Origin of the sequence: Mycobacterium sp. DL592 (genome assembly GCF_011694515.1) — a bacterium.
Classification (GTDB): domain Bacteria; phylum Actinomycetota; class Actinomycetes; order Mycobacteriales; family Mycobacteriaceae; genus Mycobacterium.
On record NZ_CP050192.1, the window covers coordinates 4,312,221 to 4,328,926 of the forward strand.

General features: G+C 67.1%; 11 protein-coding genes and 1 tRNA gene. 5 read left to right on the forward strand and 7 right to left on the reverse strand.

What is annotated here, in order from left to right:
• Positions 1–49: 49 nt before the first annotated feature.
• The 3 genes from HBE64_RS24920 to HBE64_RS20675 all read right to left on the reverse strand — a co-directional run bounded on the left by HBE64_RS24920 (position 50) and on the right by HBE64_RS20675 (position 7,084).
• Positions 50–5,311 carry a hypothetical protein gene (locus HBE64_RS24920; RefSeq protein ID WP_167106465.1) on the reverse strand — a complete coding sequence of 1,754 codons (5,262 nt, stop codon included), beginning with the start codon at positions 5,309–5,311 and terminating at the stop codon, positions 50–52.
• A 124-nt stretch (positions 5,312–5,435) separates the two neighbouring features.
• The gene (locus tag HBE64_RS20670; RefSeq protein ID WP_167106468.1) at positions 5,436–6,884 is read right to left on the reverse strand and encodes a hypothetical protein; all 1,449 of its coding nucleotides are present in this window, start codon (positions 6,882–6,884) and stop codon (positions 5,436–5,438) included.
• A 117-nt stretch (positions 6,885–7,001) separates the two neighbouring features.
• A tRNA-Tyr gene (locus tag HBE64_RS20675) sits at positions 7,002–7,084 on the reverse strand.
• 99 nt (positions 7,085–7,183) lie between these two features.
• Here HBE64_RS20675 and HBE64_RS20680 point away from each other — a divergent pair.
• The 3 genes from HBE64_RS20680 (at position 7,184) to HBE64_RS20690 (ending at position 10,468) form a co-directional block, all read left to right on the forward strand.
• Positions 7,184–7,675 (forward strand): YajQ family cyclic di-GMP-binding protein, encoded by a 492-nt coding sequence (locus HBE64_RS20680; protein ID WP_102809248.1) that lies wholly within the window; start codon positions 7,184–7,186, stop codon positions 7,673–7,675.
• Positions 7,676–7,764: 89 nt separating this feature from the next.
• Positions 7,765–9,384, forward strand: a complete 1,620-nt coding sequence (locus HBE64_RS20685) for an NAD(P)/FAD-dependent oxidoreductase (protein WP_167106471.1) — start codon at positions 7,765–7,767, stop codon at positions 9,382–9,384.
• 58 nt (positions 9,385–9,442) lie between these two features.
• Complete coding sequence (locus tag HBE64_RS20690; RefSeq protein ID WP_167106474.1) at positions 9,443–10,468, forward strand: NAD(P)H-dependent glycerol-3-phosphate dehydrogenase; 1,026 nt, start codon at positions 9,443–9,445, stop codon at positions 10,466–10,468.
• Here the strand turns inward: HBE64_RS20690 and HBE64_RS20695 are convergent.
• The 3 genes from HBE64_RS20695 to grcC1 form a co-directional block, all read right to left on the reverse strand.
• Positions 10,465–11,013, reverse strand: a complete 549-nt coding sequence (locus HBE64_RS20695; RefSeq protein WP_167106477.1) for a hypothetical protein — start codon at positions 11,011–11,013, stop codon at positions 10,465–10,467. The genes HBE64_RS20690 and HBE64_RS20695 overlap by 4 nt on opposite strands.
• Before the next feature lie 156 nt (positions 11,014–11,169).
• Complete coding sequence (htpX, locus tag HBE64_RS20700; RefSeq protein WP_167106480.1) at positions 11,170–12,033, reverse strand: zinc metalloprotease HtpX; 864 nt, start codon at positions 12,031–12,033, stop codon at positions 11,170–11,172.
• Positions 12,034–12,104: 71 nt separating this feature from the next.
• Positions 12,105–13,112, reverse strand: coding sequence for a nonaprenyl/(2E,6E)-farnesyl/geranylgeranyl diphosphat synthase (gene grcC1 / locus HBE64_RS20705; protein WP_208300515.1), 1,008 nt, complete (start codon positions 13,110–13,112; stop codon positions 12,105–12,107).
• A gap of 20 nt (positions 13,113–13,132) precedes the next feature.
• Here grcC1 and menJ point away from each other — a divergent pair, with 20 nt between their 5' ends.
• Entirely contained in the window at positions 13,133–14,353 is a 1,221-nt protein-coding gene (gene menJ / locus HBE64_RS20710) for a menaquinone reductase (RefSeq protein WP_167106483.1), read from the forward strand.
• A 103-nt stretch (positions 14,354–14,456) separates the two neighbouring features.
• On the forward strand, positions 14,457–16,022 hold the full coding sequence (locus HBE64_RS20715; RefSeq protein WP_167106486.1) for an NAD(P)/FAD-dependent oxidoreductase: 1,566 nt from the start codon (positions 14,457–14,459) through the stop codon (positions 16,020–16,022).
• Here the strand turns inward: HBE64_RS20715 and HBE64_RS20720 are convergent.
• Positions 16,019–16,705 (reverse strand): demethylmenaquinone methyltransferase, encoded by a 687-nt coding sequence (locus HBE64_RS20720; protein ID WP_167106489.1) that lies wholly within the window; start codon positions 16,703–16,705, stop codon positions 16,019–16,021. The genes HBE64_RS20715 and HBE64_RS20720 overlap by 4 nt on opposite strands.
• Position 16,706 lies beyond the last annotated feature (1 nt).

Here is a 16,706-nt window from a genome sequence, read left to right on the forward strand (position 1 = left end):
GGCGCCATTTGCTGATGGCAAGCAGCTAAACAGCCGGTAGCCGACCCGTTCAGGCCACCGCCACCTCGATGAGGAACCACGGGCTGTCCGTCGAGGTCGCTTGACGCAGCTGCGAGGAGCCTCGCCCGTCACCGAGGGTCGCCTCAGGGCGGACGGCGGCCGCCGGGACCAGCAGCAAACTGCTGCCGGCCGGGTTCGGGAGCGGGCCACCGAAGAGCGCACTGATCTTTTCGATGAGCAACGCAGTACTGGCCGTAAGCCCGATCGCCACCGCGGCGCCCGTCCCGACGATATTGCCGATGAGAGTGGCAATCGGGTTGTCGCCGAACAGTGAACCCACGCCGCGGCCGATCGCGTACCCGAACGCGTACTGCAGGTTCGGGGTGGTGATGACGGCCTGCACCACGGTGCCGGCGAGCTGGTCGGTCGGCGTTCCGCTGAGGACGTCGAGGGCGAGCGTGGAGATCAGGCCCTGCACGGCCGGATCCGACAGCAGCGACGCCACTGCCGCCTTGGCGACTCCGCCCAGGGCCGAGTCCACCAGCGGGTTGTCCAGCACGGTGCCCTTGAGCAGGTTGGTCACCAGATCCCCCACCGCGTCACTCGCCGCTTGCTGGACGGCGGGCAGGCTCAACACCGACTGGAGCGCACCGGGAGTCACCACTTCGATGGCCTTCCTGATCGCCGGATTGGCCGCCAAGGCCGCCAGCGCGGCTTGCACCGCAGCATCGACGCTGGTGCCGCCCAACACCGTCGCGGCGAACTGGCTGGCGATCGAGGACAGCGCGGTCGCTACCCCCGGTTGCGCCAGCACACCGCTGAGCAGGGCGCCCAGACCGGCGGCTAGGTCGGCGGCGGTGTGGGGAGTCGCGAGGATGCTCACCACGACCGGGCCGTAGGTGGGCCCGAGTAGTCCGTTGATGTAGGCCTGAACAGCGGGGCTCGGCGCCAACTGGGCGACCAAGGTCTCCACCGTCGAACCCAGCGCAGAGATCAGACCCGAATCGGTCACTGCGGCATACACCGCGGCGCCAGCGGTGCTGATGACGGCCGAGACGAACGGCTGATTCGCTTGCAGCCCTTGCCATGCCGTAGCCAACGCCGCACTCAGATTGCTCCCGGACAACAGTGCCGTGACGAGCTGATCGGCCGCGTGGGACAACGCCGCCGCAACCCCTTGGGCGCCAACGAGATCCGACACCGTCTGGCCGAGTGCCGACAGCAGACCGTCAATGGCGGCCGAGTCGGCCAGGAAATGCTGCACGGCCGCGCGTGCCGCATCGGCGACCGCCGTTGCCAGCGGGGTGTTGTTCAGCACCGAACTGACGATGCCGGCGACCTCTTGGCCGATCCACGCCCGGATCGATTCCTGGCCGGCAGCCCCCGCGAGCACGTCGTGGGCAAAAGCGCCCAACGCGGAGAGCAGTCCCGGCGAGGTCAGCAACGTGTTCACCGCAGTACCGACGGCAGCGCCGGCGCCCTGCTGGAATGCGCTCTTACCCAACAGCGTCTGCACCGCCACCGCCGGGTCGGTGCCGGCGACCACCGCCGACACGATCTGACCGGCCGCATCGGCCAAGGCGGCAACGACCCCGGGGGCGTTCAGCAGGGTCGACACCGCGGAACTGATGACAGCCAGTGCCCCGTCGACGCCCGCGGTGTTGGCGAGCAGGCCCTGCACAGCGGCGTTGAGCTGGCTGCCGAATGCCGAAGCGGCAGCGCCGCCACCCAATGCTGTTGTCGCCCAATCCCCGACGAGTTTCCCGACGAAGGTCTGGATCACGGTGTTGCCGGCCAGTGTCGTGACGATGTCGGAGACCGCGGTACCGAGGCCCTGCAGCACCGCGGAGTCGCCGAGCAGTGACGCCACCGCATCCTTGACCGCCGCTCCGGCGCCGGACTGAACGGTCGTGCTGCTCTCCAGCGATTGCACAGCGGTGGCCACCGCCTCGGACGGATCCATCCCCGCCGCCAAGTGCTGGGCGAGCAGCCCCGCGACGTCGGAGAGAGCAGTGATCACGCCACTGTGGTTCAGCAGACCGGAGATGGCCGAACCTGCCACGTTGCCGATCCCGTCGACGACCTCCGCGTTGCCGAGTAGATCGGCGATCGCAGCGCTTACCGTGTTACCAACCAGAGTGCTGAATCCGGCTGTGGCAGGGTTGTTTTGGAGCTCGCTGGCCAGCCACTGGCCAACCTGCGCCGCAATGGCCTGCACGGCGCCGGTCTCAGACAATGCCGTGCTGATGAACAAGGTGGGTACGACGCCCAACGCCGACACGACACCCGGGCTGTTCAAGAGTGCCGAGAGAGCATCATTGGTCGCGGCACCGACGCCGGTGGCGACCTGGCCCAGCAGCGCCGTCAAGGCTGCCTGCACGGTGGCGGCGGTGGCAGTCCCGTCGAGAACGTCGGTAGCGATCTGCTGGGCGGTGGCGATCAGGGCGGCAGGCACACCCGTCTGGCCGAAGAATCCGCTCACCGCCGCGCTGACCGCAGCGCCCAGCCCCTGACCGAAGGCCGAATCCTGAAGCAGCGCATTGATTGTCTGGTCCACTGCGGCGCCCAGAGCTGTACCGAGAGTGGTGTTGCCGAGCTGCTCGGCCACCCATTGGCCAGCCAACTGGGAGACGAAGTTAGGCACGTCGGGCGACAGCAAGAGCCCGTCGATCAGGGCTCCGGCCGCAGATGCGAGGGCCTGTTGGACCCCCGAAAGCTCCAACTGCGTTTGCAATTCGTCGAGTGCCGCGCTGACGGTAGCCTGGATCGTGCTCTCAACACCGTATTCCGATAGGAACAAGTTGACGGCATTCTGTGCGGCTACCGTGGTCGAGGTTCCGCCGGCGACGTCATTGATGAACTGTGTCCCGGCTTCCACCAGCGCGGAGACGGTGTTGTCATTCAGGAATGTATCGACGCCGGTGCGCACTATCGATGAAACCAGTTCGCTCATCGAGTTGTTGGCCAACAGCGCATACACCGCCTGTTCGGCGGCGTAGCCGATGGCAGTGCTCAGACCGGCGGTCAACGGATTCTTGTTAAGTTCGGTCGTCACGAGTTGACCGAGCCACTGGCTGGCGTACGACTTCACGTCAGGATCAAGCAGCAGCCCTTCCGCCAGTTGGCTGAGGGATACGCCGACGAGCTGTTGGACATCAGACAAACCCAACAATTCGCTTTCTAAGCCTGTTAGTGCGGCTACCAGAGTCGGCGCCAGCGCAGCCGTGACGGCGGGGTTGGCCTGGAAGTCGGCAATCACTGTCGCGGAGGGTTCTTGGTTGATCAAACCCTCGATGAGAACCTTGACGGCATCGGGGATTCCGTTCTGGGCGAGGAACGTGCTGAGGGCACCGCCCACCATTGCGCTCAACCCGGTAGCCACTTGACCACCGAGGTTGCCGTCGGCAGTGAGGAAGGTCTGCACCGCGAGGCCGATCTGTACGGCAGCGGCCAGTCCGATTGGACCACCGCCCAGCGCCGAGGTCAGCGAGGGAACGATCAGCTGGTTTACTGTCCAACCGAACTCATCGGCTTCCTCGACTGGGATAGCTCCGTCGGAAGGTGTCTGCTCTCCAAGCAGCACTCGGATGAACGTTTCCGCGGTGTCGACCAAAGTTGTCTGAACTTCACCGTCACTCAGCGCAATTGCGATTTCGTTTGCGACTGGTTCAGCACTGACCTTTTCAAGGAGGTGGAGGAGGCTGCCCTCGCCAGCAACGAAGTCCACCAACGCATCCAGTGCATCGCCGGGCAAGCCCTCGAGCAATTTCGCCGTGTAGTGGCGGACCGCGTCATCACTGAATAGCACCACTATTGCGGTGGCGACCGTGTTCCCGATGATGTTGGCAACATCCTGCTGCGCCGTGGCCGGTGTCGAGATGAGCGCCAGCGCCGGCTCGACCGCTGCAGCAACGGTTTCGGCGACGTAGGTGACGAAGGTTGAATCCTGGATGATGTCGAGGATGTCGGACTTGATCTCACCGGTATCACCAGCAAGTGCCCAGGCGGCGATCGCCACCAGCTTCTCGTAGATGTACACCGAGAGACTGGCGCCCACCACCGGCGGCGTCGTGACCGCCTCCGCTGACAGCGCAACCGCCGCCGAACCCCCGGACGAGCCGGAGATCAACCCACCCGCTCCCCCTGCGCCGCCAGCGCCGTCGTTCTGCGGACCGCTGCTGGCCGTCCCGCCGGCCCCGCCCTTACCGCCATTGCCGACGAGAACCGCACTGCGGCCGCCGGTTCCGCCCGCACCGCCCGCGGTCACACCGTTGCCGCCGTTCCCGCCGGCGCCGCCGTTGCCGTCGAAGAACCCGCCGTCACCGCCCTTACCGCCGTGACCGCCCGCACCGGAGACCACCGTCGCGCCGTCACCGCCGCGCCCACCGTCGCCCATCAACAACCCACCCCGGCCGCCGTTGCCGCCGGCACCGCCGTTGATGCCTTCGACTCCTTGGCCACCGGCGCCGCCGTTACCGAGCAGGACCGCCGAGCCGCCGTCACCGCCGTTGAAACCGTTACCGCCGTTGCCAATCAGTCCGGCCCTGCCGCCGTTGCATGCGCCGCTTTGGCACGCACCCTCGTAGCTGGTGTAGCTGTAGCCGTTGCCGAACAGGATGCCGGCGTCGGGATGATCGGCGGTGCCGTCGCCAACGAAGATTCGGATGAAGGCGGCCAGCGGGTCGACCGCGAGGGCGGAGGCGATCGGCTGGCTGGTGGTCACCGAGGCCGCCGCGGGTGCAGCGGCGGAGCTGTTGGAGGTCTCCCGTCGGCTGACCGCCAGCGCGGCCCATGCCAACGGAGCGGTCAACGCGGCAAGAGGATCATCTCCAGCGGCCAGGGAGCCCGGCGAACCACTGGTCGCCGACAGCGAGCCGCGGGGTGAAGCCACCGTGAGCACCGGAGGCGACGGCTGCGCAGCGTCGGCGGCGGCGACGGGAGCGTCTGCGGTCACCGTCGACGAGTCGGCCGCCGTGGGTGTCACCGACTCGGGTGCGTCGGAACTTGCGGTGCTGCCGGTGTGAATTCGGCGAGCCGATGTTCCGCCCGCAACCTCCGTGCTGGCCGCACTGGCGGGCTTGTCCGCCCCTGCGCCCTTGCCGGCGTTGCCAGACGAAGTGCTGCCCGTACCGCGCTCCGCGGCGGCCTTGCGGGCACTGTGCGCCACCGACGACCCCGGCGTCTTGCCCGAGTCGACGGGACCGGTGTCGGCGGCCGCGATCGGCAGCCCCGCGATGAATCCGCCTACACCGAGCGCGACCGCCAACGCGCCGACTCGGCCCACGTACAGACGCTTATGTGAACTCCCCATAGCTGCCACCCAATTTGACGCGTGAGAAAGATACGTCTGACAGGGATATCACAGGTCCGCACGCCACGCGCGCCATTTGCTGATGGCAAATAAATCGTTCAGCAGGCCTTATCGGGGCGGTCGACTACTGGTTGCCCCGCTTGCTTCCACCGGTCGCGGACGAGTTTCCACTGCTCTTGGCGGCCGCTCCGCTCTTCGCGGCGGACTTGCCGCTCTGCGGGTTGACCGCCGACGCTCCGCCGATACGGAAGTTGTTGATCGCGATGCCGGGGTTGACCTTGGTGACCGACTGGCCGGTCGTGAAGATGGTTCCGGCCAGGACGAGCGGTCCCGGGCCGGCGTTGACGGTGTTGGAGCCGCCGAGGATGTTGAATCCGGCGGTGAAGTTGCCGCCCGGCCCGCCGCCGTTGATGGTGTTGCCGTTGCTCAGCGAATTGAGCACCGTGTTCCAGTTGGAGCCGACGCCGCCGACGGTCAGGTTGTTGTTGCTGCCGATGATGTTGCGCACCGAGTTCTGATTCCCCCCATCGGAAACCAGCTTGTTGTTGGTGCCGCCCAGCAGGTTACTGGCGACGTTATTGAAGCCGTTCGTGATCCCCACGGTGTTGTCGGTGCCGAAGATGTTCTGCGCGGTGTTGCCGAAGCCGCCGGCGATCGCGATGGTGTTGCCGCCGCCGAACAGGCTGCGAGCCGCGTTCTGATATCCGCCGGCGACGGTGACGACGTTGCCGTCGCCGAAGATGCTGCGGCCCCAGTTCAGGTAGCCGCCCAACGTCTGCACGGTGTTGTTGCTGCCGAAGAGGCTGCTCGCGGTGTTCACCAGGCTGCCGTTGGTCTGGACGGTATTGCCGTTGCCCAGGATGCTGGTGGCCCAGTTGAAGATTCCGCCCTGCGCCGACACGATGTTGTTGCTACCGAACAAGTTGGTCGCGAGGTTGATCACCGACCCGGCCCCCGAGAGACCCGACTCGACGGTGTTATTGCTGCCGCCGACATTGGTGGCAATGCCGAACTGGCCAGCTGACGTGACGTGCATGCTGGTCGGATTCCCGGCCGTCCCAGTACCGAACAGGTTGATGGCCACGTTGCCGCCGGCACCGGCGCCACCGGCCGTCACGGTGCTGCTGTTCGTCGGGGCCCACGGCGCGGTGACGTTCAGCGCGATGTTGGCACCGAGATTTCCGAACAGACCCGAACCCTTGGTGATGGCGGAGCCGTTGGGGCCGAGCTGGGTGGCGAAGGCGAACAGACCTCCGGCGTTGGCCGCCGACCCGTCACCGACCGCGGTAGCGAAGGTGAAGGCGTCACTGGTGGTCGCCGCGGAGTTCGTGCCGAGGGCGAAGGCCGCGCCGAACAATCCGGTGGCATTCGCGGTGGCGCCGTTGCCGATCGCGATCGCGATGCTCAGGGGAGTGCTGGTGCAGTCGGCGCTGTTACCGAGACCGAAGAACGAGGCGCACGTGGCGTTCGCGGTGGGAGCCGATCCCAGCGCTCCGGCGAGCAACCCCGTCGCGGCGGCGCCGGCCGCCAGCACGCTTGTGATCACGGCACGAGACTTCACAGTGGTGGCCATAGTGCCGCTCCCCTTTAGATAAATTGACGTCGGCACAAGATGCTAGAGCAGCAAGACAACATTGGCCCCCACAATGCAATCAAGCCCGTCGCAAGACGGGCTTTAACACACAGAACGTGGCAGGTACAGGATTCGAACCTGTGTAGGCTTTCGCCGACGGATTTACAGTCCGCTCCCATTGGCCGCTCGGGCAACCTGCCGGGTCGCGCCGCACCGGGAACCGGTTTGGTGCGAGTAGCAGGGTACAACGAGGATGTACCCCAAACACAAACCGGCCGATCACACCGAGGAGGGGTCCAATGGCGGATTCATCGTTCGACATCGTCAGCAAGGTCGACCGCCAGGAGGTCGACAACGCGCTGAACCAGGCGGCCAAGGAGCTGTCCACCCGGTTCGACTTCCGCGGCACCGACACCACCATCGCCTGGAAGGGCGATGAGGTCATCGAGCTCGTCAGCTCCACCGAGGAGCGCGTCAAAGCCGCCGTCGACGTCTTCAAGGAAAAGCTGATCCGCCGCGACATCTCCATGAAGGCGTTCGATGCCGGCGAACCGCAGGCCAGCGGCAAGACCTACCGGGTCAGCGGCACCCTCAAGCAGGGCATCGACCAAGAGCACGCCAAGAAGATCAACAAGCTCATCCGCGACGAAGGCCCCAAGGGCGTCAAGTCCCAGGTCCAGGGCGACGAGATCCGGGTGAGCTCCAAGAAGCGCGACGACCTGCAGGCTGTCATCGCTCTGCTCAAGGGCGCCGATCTCGACGTCGCCCTGCAGTTCGTCAACTATCGGTAGAACCGGTAGACCAAGGGCCCTCGCTCAACCCACCGGCTAGTGCCTAATGTGGTGACCGAGACCACATAACGCACGAAGCGAGGACCGCGATGACCGCTACCCCGGAGATTGCCCCGAAACTCGCCGAGCAGGACGGCGGCGTCTTGGACGTCGTCATCATCGGCGCCGGTTTCTCCGGGATCGGCGCCGCCTACCGGATCACCGAACGCAACCCCGGCACCCGCTACGTCATCCTGGAACGCCGCGACCGTATCGGCGGTACGTGGGACATCTTCCGCTACCCCGGCGTGCGCTCGGACTCATCAATCTTCACCCTGTCCTGGCCGTGGGAGCCGTGGACCCGCAAGGAGGGCGTGGCCGACGGCGACCACATCCGCGAGTACATGGAAGACACCGCCCGCAAGCACGGCATCACCCCGCACATCCGGTTCGACACCCACGTGCTGTCCGCGGACTGGGACTCGGCCACCGACACCTGGACCGTCCACGTCAACGAGGACGGCACACCGAAGGCCTACCGCAGCCGATTCGTCTTCTTCGGCTCCGGCTACTACAACTACGACGAGGGCTACACCCCCGAGTTTCCCGGCATCGAGAAATTCGCCGGCACCGTGGTGCACCCGCAGTTCTGGCCCGAGGACCTCGACTACACCGGCAAGAAGGTGGTCGTCATCGGCAGCGGGGCCACCGCGGTGTCGCTGATGCCCGCCTTGGCCCGCAAGGCCGCCAAGGTGACGATGCTGCAGCGCTCGCCGAGCTACCTGTTCTCCGGCTCGCGGGTGAACCCGCTGAACGAGGCCATCCGAACGACGTTGCCGCGCAGGGCCTCTCATATGACCGTGCGATTCATCGCGACACTCTTCGAAGGGTCGACATGGCTGCTGTCGCGCCGCACCCCGGAGGTGATGAAGAGCCTCATCCGCGCGCAGAACAAGAGCCTGCTGCCGCCGGGATATCCGGTGGACGTGCACTTCAAGCCGCACTACAACCCGTGGGATCAGCGGATGTGCCTGGTGGCCGACGGCGACATGTTCGAGGCGATCTCCGACGGCCGCGCCGAGGTGGTCACCGACCACATCGACCACTTCGACGAAACCGGCATCGTGCTGAAGTCCGGTGAGCATCTGGACGCCGACATCGTCGTTACCGCCACCGGCCTGCAGCTGCAGGCACTCGGCGGTGTGCGAATCAGCTTGGACGGCAACGAGATCAAGCCGCAGGACCGGTTCTCCTACAAGGCGCACATGCTCGAGGACGTGCCCAACCTGATCTGGTGCATCGGCTACACCAACGCCTCCTGGACGCTGCGCGCCGACATGACCGCACGCTCAACGGCCAAGCTGATGGAGTACATGAAGGCCAACGGGTTCACCCACGCCTCCCCGCATCTGGGTGGCCAGCCGATCGCCGAGAAGCCGCTGTGGGATCTGCAGGCGGGCTATGTGCTGCGCAACCTGCACGCGCTACCGAAGTCGGGCACCAAGCGGCCATGGGTCACTCGGCAGAACTACTGGGCCGACACCATCGACCACCACTTCATCGACAAGATCGGCGAGGACATGACCTTCGGCCGGGTCGGCTCGCCGCTGAGCGCCGACGTCGCGGTGCGCGCGGGTGGGACGGCGAAGAAGGCGGTGGCTGCGTCGGCGGTCGCCGCGGTCGCCGTCCTGGCGGTGGCGCGAGCGCGCAAGGCTCGCCGGACGGCGTAGTCGGTCCCAATTGCCGAACTCCATGTAAACAACCAACTTCGGCAATAACCTGAACGCCATGACACCTGACCGCCGCGAACCCAATGTCGTCGTCCTCGGCGGAGGCTCCTGGGGAACCACTGTGGCCTCCATCTGTTCCCGCCGCGGCCCGACCCTGCAGTGGGTCCGTTCGGAGGAGACTGCCGAGGACATCAACAAGAACCATCGCAACTCCAAGTACCTCGGTGACGAGGTGGAGCTGTCCGAAACTCTGCGTGCGACCACCGATTTCGCCGAGGCGGCCAGTTGCGCCGACGTGGTGGTGATGGGTGTCCCCAGCCACGGCTTCCGCGGGGTGCTCACCGAACTCGGCAAGGAGCTGCGCCCCTGGGTGCCGGTGGTCAGCCTGGTCAAGGGCCTCGAGCAGGGCACCAACCTGCGGATGAGCCAGATCGTCGACGAAGTACTGCCCGGCCACCCGGCCGGAATCCTGGCCGGACCCAACATCGCCAAAGAGGTCGCCGAGGGCTACGCCGCGGCTGCCGTGCTGGCCATGCCCGACCAGAACCTGGCCGCCAACCTCGCAAAGATGTTCCGCACCAAACGATTCCGCACCTACACCACCGACGACGTCGTCGGCGTCGAAATCGCCGGAGCCCTGAAGAACGTCTACGCTATCGCCGTCGGCATGGGCTACTCGCTGGGCATCGGCGAGAACACCCGCGCCATGGTGATGGCCCGCGCCGTGCGCGAGATGTCCAAACTCGGCGAAGCCGTCGGCGGCCAGCGCGACACGTTCTCCGGCCTGGCCGGCATGGGCGACCTCATCGTCACCTGCACCTCCAAGCGCTCCCGCAACCGCCACGTCGGCGAAGAGTTGGGCTCAGGCAAGACCGTCCAGGAGATCATCGACTCGATGAACCAGGTCGCCGAGGGCGTCAAAGCCGCCAGCGTCATCATGGAGTTCGCCGAGAAGTACGGCATCAACATGCCGATCGCCCGGGAAGTCGACGCAGTCGTCAACCACGGGGCCACCGTCGAGGACGCCTACCGCGGACTGATGGCCGAGAAGCCCGGCCACGAAGTGCACGGCTCGCGGTTCTAGCCTGGCGGAAGTGACGGGAAGTACGGGTTGGTGCCCTGCGGCCGATCCAGCATCGGGCTGGGCCCTGAGGTAAAGGTCGCGGTCGGGCCGACGACGAAGCCCACCTGGTCGTGCTGGTTGACGCACGCCACCACGCCGCCGCCGTCAACCCCGCAGCTGATCTCACGGAAGCCCAGGCGCGTGTTCGGCGGCAGCGGCTTGACCGGGCCTGCGGAGGCGAAGATCGGCTGCCCCGTCGACGAGAAGCCCGGTTCGCCGGAGGCGCCGGCGCTGACCAGGTTCGCCCCGTCCGGCGCGCCAGGCAGCGGCCCACTGCAGCCGTAGGTGGTGTTCTGCTTGTTGATCACGCATGTCACACCGGGCGGACCGGCGAAGGCGTACCAGTTGCCGCCCATCACGGTGTAGTCCACCGGGCTGATCGGGGTGTAGACGTTGACGTTGGGAAGCACGGGCGCGGGGGCAGGCGTCGGATCGGCCCCGGCGCTGCCCGCCAGACCGACCGCCGCGGTAGCGCCCAGCACGCCGATCAGGATTCTGCTCAGCATCCGCCCACCCTATTCAGTCGCTTGCTTTGTTGCACTGTCGGCGTTCGGCGGCCCAGCGTTACCCCGGCTGCTCCGCCGCCTGCGCCAGCTGGCTCAAAATCGCATGAAATGGGGCCGGATTGTGCGATTTTGCGACTGCTCGCGGGACCCCAGGGGTTACAGCCCCGCCATTTTCTCCAGGCGCGCGATCCGGTCCGGGATCGGCGGGTGGGTGGAGAACAGCTTGCCGATCTTCTCACCGGAGCGGAACGGGCTGGCGATCATCAGGTGCGCCTGGTCGGCCAGCTGCGGGTTCGGCGGCAGCGGCGCGGCTTCCACACCACCGCTGATCTTGCGCAGCGCCGAGGCCAGCGACAGCGGGTCGCCGGACAGCTCGGCACCGGACTCGTCGGCCTGGTACTCCCGCGACCGCGAGACCGCCAGTCGGATCAGCGTCGCGGCGATCGGGCCGAGCAGCGAAACCAGCAGCAGCGCAAAAGGATTCGCGCCACCTTCGCGGTTGCCGCCGAAGGCCCCGGCGAACATCGCCATGTTGGCCAGCGCGGTGACCACCGAGGCGAGAGCGCCCGCGACACAGGAGATCAGGATGTCGCGGTTGTAGACGTGGGAGAGTTCATGGCCCAGGACGGCACGCAGTTCACGTTCGCTGAGCAGGTTCAGAATGCCGGTGGTGACGCACACCGCGGCATTGCGTGGGTTGCGCCCGGTGGCGAACGCGTTGGGGTTGGCGGTGTCGCTGATGTAGAGCCGCGGCATCGGCTGGTGCGCGGTGGTGGCCAGCTCACGCACCATGGCGTAGATCTGCGGAGCCTGCACCTCGGTGATGGGCTGGGCGTGCATCGCGCGCAGCGCCAGCTTGTCGGAGTTGAAGTAGACGTACACGTTCATGCCGATCGCGAAGATCAGCGCCAGGAACATGACGTTGCGGCCGAACAGCGAGCCGAGGAAGACGATAAAGGCCGACATCCCGACGAGCAGAACGAACGTCTTGAGCCGGTTGGTGGTCGGATGCCAGGTCATCGGGTTTCCTCCTACGAACGCACTCTTCGGCAGACTAACGCCCCGCGCATGCCGCAAGGTTCCTCAGGGAGTCAGCCGTGTCGATTGATGGTGTAGTCGACCAGAGAAGCCAGCGCACGGCGACCCGGCACGTCCGGCAGCCCCGCCAGCTCTTCACCGGCCTGCTCGGCATACCGGGCCACAGTCGCCTTCGCCTTGGCCAGCCCGTCACCGGCGCGCAACAGCCCCAGCGCCTCGGCCAGCTTGTCGTCGTCCTCGATCGGGCCCGCCACCAGCTGACGCAACCGGTCGGCGTCCGGGCCGGTCTCGTTCAGGGCGTACAGCACCGGCAGGGTATGCACGCCCTCACGCAGGTCGGTGCCCGGCAGCTTCCCCGACTCGTCGGGGTTGGAGTCGATGTCGATGATGTCGTCGGAGATCTGGAACGCGGTGCCGACGATGCCGCCCAGCCGGCTCAGCCGCTCGACCTGATCCGGAGTGGCCCCGGAGAACGTGCCGCCGAACTGGCCCGACGCCGCGATCAGACAGGCCGTCTTCTCGTAGACGACCTTGAGGTAATGGTCGACGGGGTCGACGTTGGTGGCCGCGCCCTTGGTTTCGCGCATCTGACCGGTCACGAGCTGGGCGAACGTCTCGGCGATGATGCGCACCGCGTCCGGGCCGAGCTGGCTGACCAGTCGGGAGGCCGTTGCGAACAGGTAGTCGCCGGCCAGGATCGCGATGTTGTTGCCCCAGCGGGCGTTGGCGCTGGGCGCACCGCGCCGGATCTGCGCCTCGTCCATCACGTCGTCGTGGTACAGCGTGGCCAGGTGCACCATCTCGATGACCGCACCGGCCACGGTGACCTGCCAGGCGTCCGGCTCGGGCCCGATCTGGGCCGAGAGCACCGTGAACAGCGGGCGGAACCGCTTGCCGCCGGCCTCGAAGAGGTGCAGGACGGCCTCGGTCATCAGCTCGTCACCGCCGCGCAGTTCGGTGCCCATGAGCTCTTCGACGCGGCCCACCCCGTCGCGGACGTTCTGGGCGAACTCCGGGTCTCCGAAGTCCACCCCAGCTACCACGGTCGCCGGTGTCCTCACCCTGCCAACATACTGGGAGAGTGGACAGGCACGCGGATGTGGTCATCGTCGGGGCGGGACCGGCGGGCTCTGCCGCGGCCGCCTGGGCCGCTCGCGCGGGCCGGGAGGTCCTCGTCATCGACGCCGCCGAGTTCCCCCGCGACAAGGCGTGCGGTGACGGGCTGACCCCGCGCGCGATCCTCGAACTGCAGGGCCTGGGTCTGGGCGACTGGCTCGACGGGCGCATCCGCCACCACGGGTTGCGGCTGGCCGGGTTCGGCGCCGACGTGGAAGTGCCGTGGCCGGGCCCGTCGTTCCCGGGCTGGGGTTCGGCGGTGCCGCGCACCGAGCTCGACGACCGGATCCGCAAGGTCGCCGAGGAATCCGGGGCGGCGATGCTGCTCGGCGTGAAAGCCGTTGACGTGTCGAGGGATTCGTCGGGCCGGGTGTCAGCAGTAGTGTTGGCCGACGGGTCGTCGGTGCGGTGCCGCTGGGTGATCGTGGCCGACGGGGCTCGCTCGCCGTTCGGGCGGGTACTGGGCCGGCAGTGGCATCAGGAGACCGTCTACGGGGTGGCCGCGCGCGGCTACGTGGCCTCGCCGCGGGCCTCGGAGCCGTGGATCTCCTCTGACCTCGAGCTGCGGTCGGTCGACGGGCAGGTGCTGCCCGGCTACGGCTGGATCTTCCCGCTGGGCAACGGCGAGGTGAACATCGGCGTCGGCGCGCTGGCGACCGCGAAGAGGCCCGCTGACGTGGCGTTACGTCCGCTGATCAAGCACTACACCGATCTCAAGCGCGCATCCTGGGGTTTTGAGGGCCCGCCGCGGGCGGTGTCCTCGGCGCTACTGCCGATGGGCGGCGCGGTGTCCGGGGTGGCGGGACCCAACTGGATGTTGATCGGCGACGCCGCGGCATGCGTGAACCCGCTCAACGGTGAGGGCATCGACTACGGGCTGGAGACCGGGCGGCTGGCCGCCGACATGCTCGGCGCCGCCGATGTTGCGTCGGCCTGGCCCGCGCTGCTGCAGGCGCACTACGGGCGTTGCTTCTCGGCGGCGCGGCGCCTCGGGCTGCTGCTGACGCTGCCGCGCTTCCTGCCCGCGACGGGCCCGGTGGCGATGCGCTCATCACGACTGATGGGCCTGGCGGTGCGGGTGATGGGCAATCTCGTCACCGACGACGACGCCGACATGGTGGCCCGGGTCTGGCGTTCGACCGGCTTCGCGTCGCGAATCCTGGATCGCCGCACGCCTTTCAGCTGAGCGCGCCAGCCCCGAGCGTGCGCGAACTGCCCGCGGCGCGGATAAATGACAAATTTGACAAAACTTGGCCCAAAGTGGGCCCGCGCTGCATAAACTCCGCCGCATGACTGATTACGACGCCATCATCGTGGGGGCTGGACACAACGGTTTGACCGCGGCAGCGGTGCTGCAACAAGCGGGTTTGCGCACGCTGATCCTGGAGCAGAACACCTACAGCGGCGGCATGGCCGCCACCGTCGAGCTCATCGACGGGTTCCAGTTCGAGATCGCCGGGTCGATCCGCTTCCCCACCGCGCCGAAGATCAACTCCGAGCTCGGCCTGGACACGCTGCCGGTCCTCGAGAACGAGATCATGTCGGTCAACCTCGGCGAGAACGGTGAAGAGCCGATGGTCTTCCACCACGACCCCATGGTGATGATGACCCAAATGGCCGAGAAGCACGGCATGGAGGCCGTCATGGGCATGGCCGAGCTGTACGGCTGGGCCACCGGGCCGCGAAAAGCGCTGGGCCGCTTCGACGCTCTCGAACCGCCGAAGACCATCGACGAGATGTACGCCTGCGCCGCCGACGAGAACGAGCGCCGCGCCATCCACGACATGTTGTTCGGCTCGGCCATGGACGTCATCGACCGCTACGTGCCAGACAAGGAGAAGCACGCCGTCATCCGCGGCATGCTGGCCTTCCTGGCGGTCAACTCCACCTACCGCGGGCCCTACACCCCCGGCAGCGCAACATGTTTGGCGTTCGCCCTGGCCATCCCCGAAGAAGGCGGCCAGATGACCAGCAAGATCAAGGGCGGCATCGGCGCACTGTCCGACCACCTCAAGAAGCTCTACCTCGAGGCCGCAGGCGAGATCCGCTACCGCGCCAAGGTCGACAAGATCCTCGTCGAGAACGCCAAAGTCAACGGCGTCCGCCTCAAGGACGGCACCACCATCAGCGCACCGGTCGTCGTCTCCAACCTGGCACCCGACACCACACTGCTGGATCTGGTTGGGGCCGAACACCTTCCGTCGTCACTGGTGACCCGGCTCGGCGGACGTGACCACCGCGGCTCCTACCTGCAGATCCACTTCGCGCTCGACGGCCTGCCCGAATACGCCGGGCCGCACGAGTTCCTCAACGAGCCGGGCATGCAGATGTCGGTGGGCATGTTCGGCTCGCCGGAAACCCAGCAGCGCCAATGGGACAACTGCCGCTTCGGAATTATCCCGGACAACCCGGCGCTGTCGATCCAGATCCCGACCGTCGGCGATCCGGAGCTGGCGCCGGAGGGCAAGCACGCGGCCAGCGTGTACGTCTACGCCTTCCCCACCGAGGCGCCGCGCGAACAGCACGGTCACCTCAAGAACGAGATGGCCAAGGTCGTCATCGACAAGATCACCAAGTACGCGCCGAACTTCAAAGACATCGTCATCCGCAACATCACGTTCGCGCCGTACCACATGAACACCATGTTCGGCGCACCCAACGGCGACTTCTGCCAGGGCCTGCTGCAGCCCGAGCTGATGGGGCCAAACCGGCCGGGGCCCAAGGGTTTTCTCGACGAGCCCATCCCGATCGAGGGCCTGTACCTCGGCGGTGCGGGCTGCCACGGCGGGCCGGGCATCACGTTCATCCCGGGCTACAACGCCGGCTATCAGGTGCTCGCCGACGCCGGCCGCTAGGGCTTGATGGCGGCGTGCAGGGCGACGATGCCGCCGGTGAGGTTGCGCCAGCGCACCTGTGACCAGCCGGCCGCCTCGATGCGACGGGCCAGCTCGGCCTGGTCGGGCCAGGCGCGGATGGACTCGGCGAGATAGACGTAGGCCTCGGGGTTGCTCGACACGGCGGTGGCCACCTTCGGCAGCGCCCGCATCAGGTACTCCTTGTAAACCGTCGAAAACACCGGCACCACGGGAGTGGAGAACTCGCACACCACCAGCCGGCCACCCGGCTTGGTGACGCGGGCCATCTCGCGCAGCCCGGCCGAGTGGTCGACGACATTGCGCAGACCGAAGCTGATCGTCACCGCATCGAAGACCTCGTCGGCGAACGGCAGCTTGGTGGCGTCGGCGCCCACCTTGGGCACCGGCCGCTCCAGCCCGGCCTGCAGCATGCCCACCGAGAAGTCGGCGGCCACACACCACGCCCCGGACTTGGCCAGCTCGACCGTCGACACCGCCGTCCCGGCGGCCAGGTCCAGCACGGCGTCGCCCGGCCCGATGCTCAGTGCCGAGCGGGTGGCCCGCCGCCAGGCCCGGTCCTGGCCCAGCGAGAGCACCGTGTTGGTGATGTCATAGCGGCGCGCCACGGCGTCAAACATCGACGCCACGTCACGGGGATCCTTGTCCAGCGTCGCGCGGCTCACC

What these genes read in the sequence shown, in the direction of transcription:
- HBE64_RS24920 (WP_167106465.1), bottom strand. Translation starts at nt 5,311, where the DNA reads ATGGGGAGTTCACATAAGCGTCTGTACGTGGGCCGAGTCGGCGCGTTG.
- HBE64_RS20670 (WP_167106468.1), bottom strand. Translation starts at nt 6,884, where the DNA reads ATGGCCACCACTGTGAAGTCTCGTGCCGTGATCACAAGCGTGCTGGCG.
- HBE64_RS20680 (WP_102809248.1), top strand. Translation starts at nt 7,184, where the DNA reads ATGGCGGATTCATCGTTCGACATCGTCAGCAAGGTCGACCGCCAGGAG.
- HBE64_RS20685 (WP_167106471.1), top strand. Translation starts at nt 7,765, where the DNA reads ATGACCGCTACCCCGGAGATTGCCCCGAAACTCGCCGAGCAGGACGGC.
- HBE64_RS20690 (WP_167106474.1), top strand. Translation starts at nt 9,443, where the DNA reads ATGACACCTGACCGCCGCGAACCCAATGTCGTCGTCCTCGGCGGAGGC.
- HBE64_RS20695 (WP_167106477.1), bottom strand. Translation starts at nt 11,013, where the DNA reads ATGCTGAGCAGAATCCTGATCGGCGTGCTGGGCGCTACCGCGGCGGTC.
- htpX (WP_167106480.1), bottom strand. Translation starts at nt 12,033, where the DNA reads ATGACCTGGCATCCGACCACCAACCGGCTCAAGACGTTCGTTCTGCTC.
- HBE64_RS20715 (WP_167106486.1), top strand. Translation starts at nt 14,457, where the DNA reads ATGACTGATTACGACGCCATCATCGTGGGGGCTGGACACAACGGTTTG.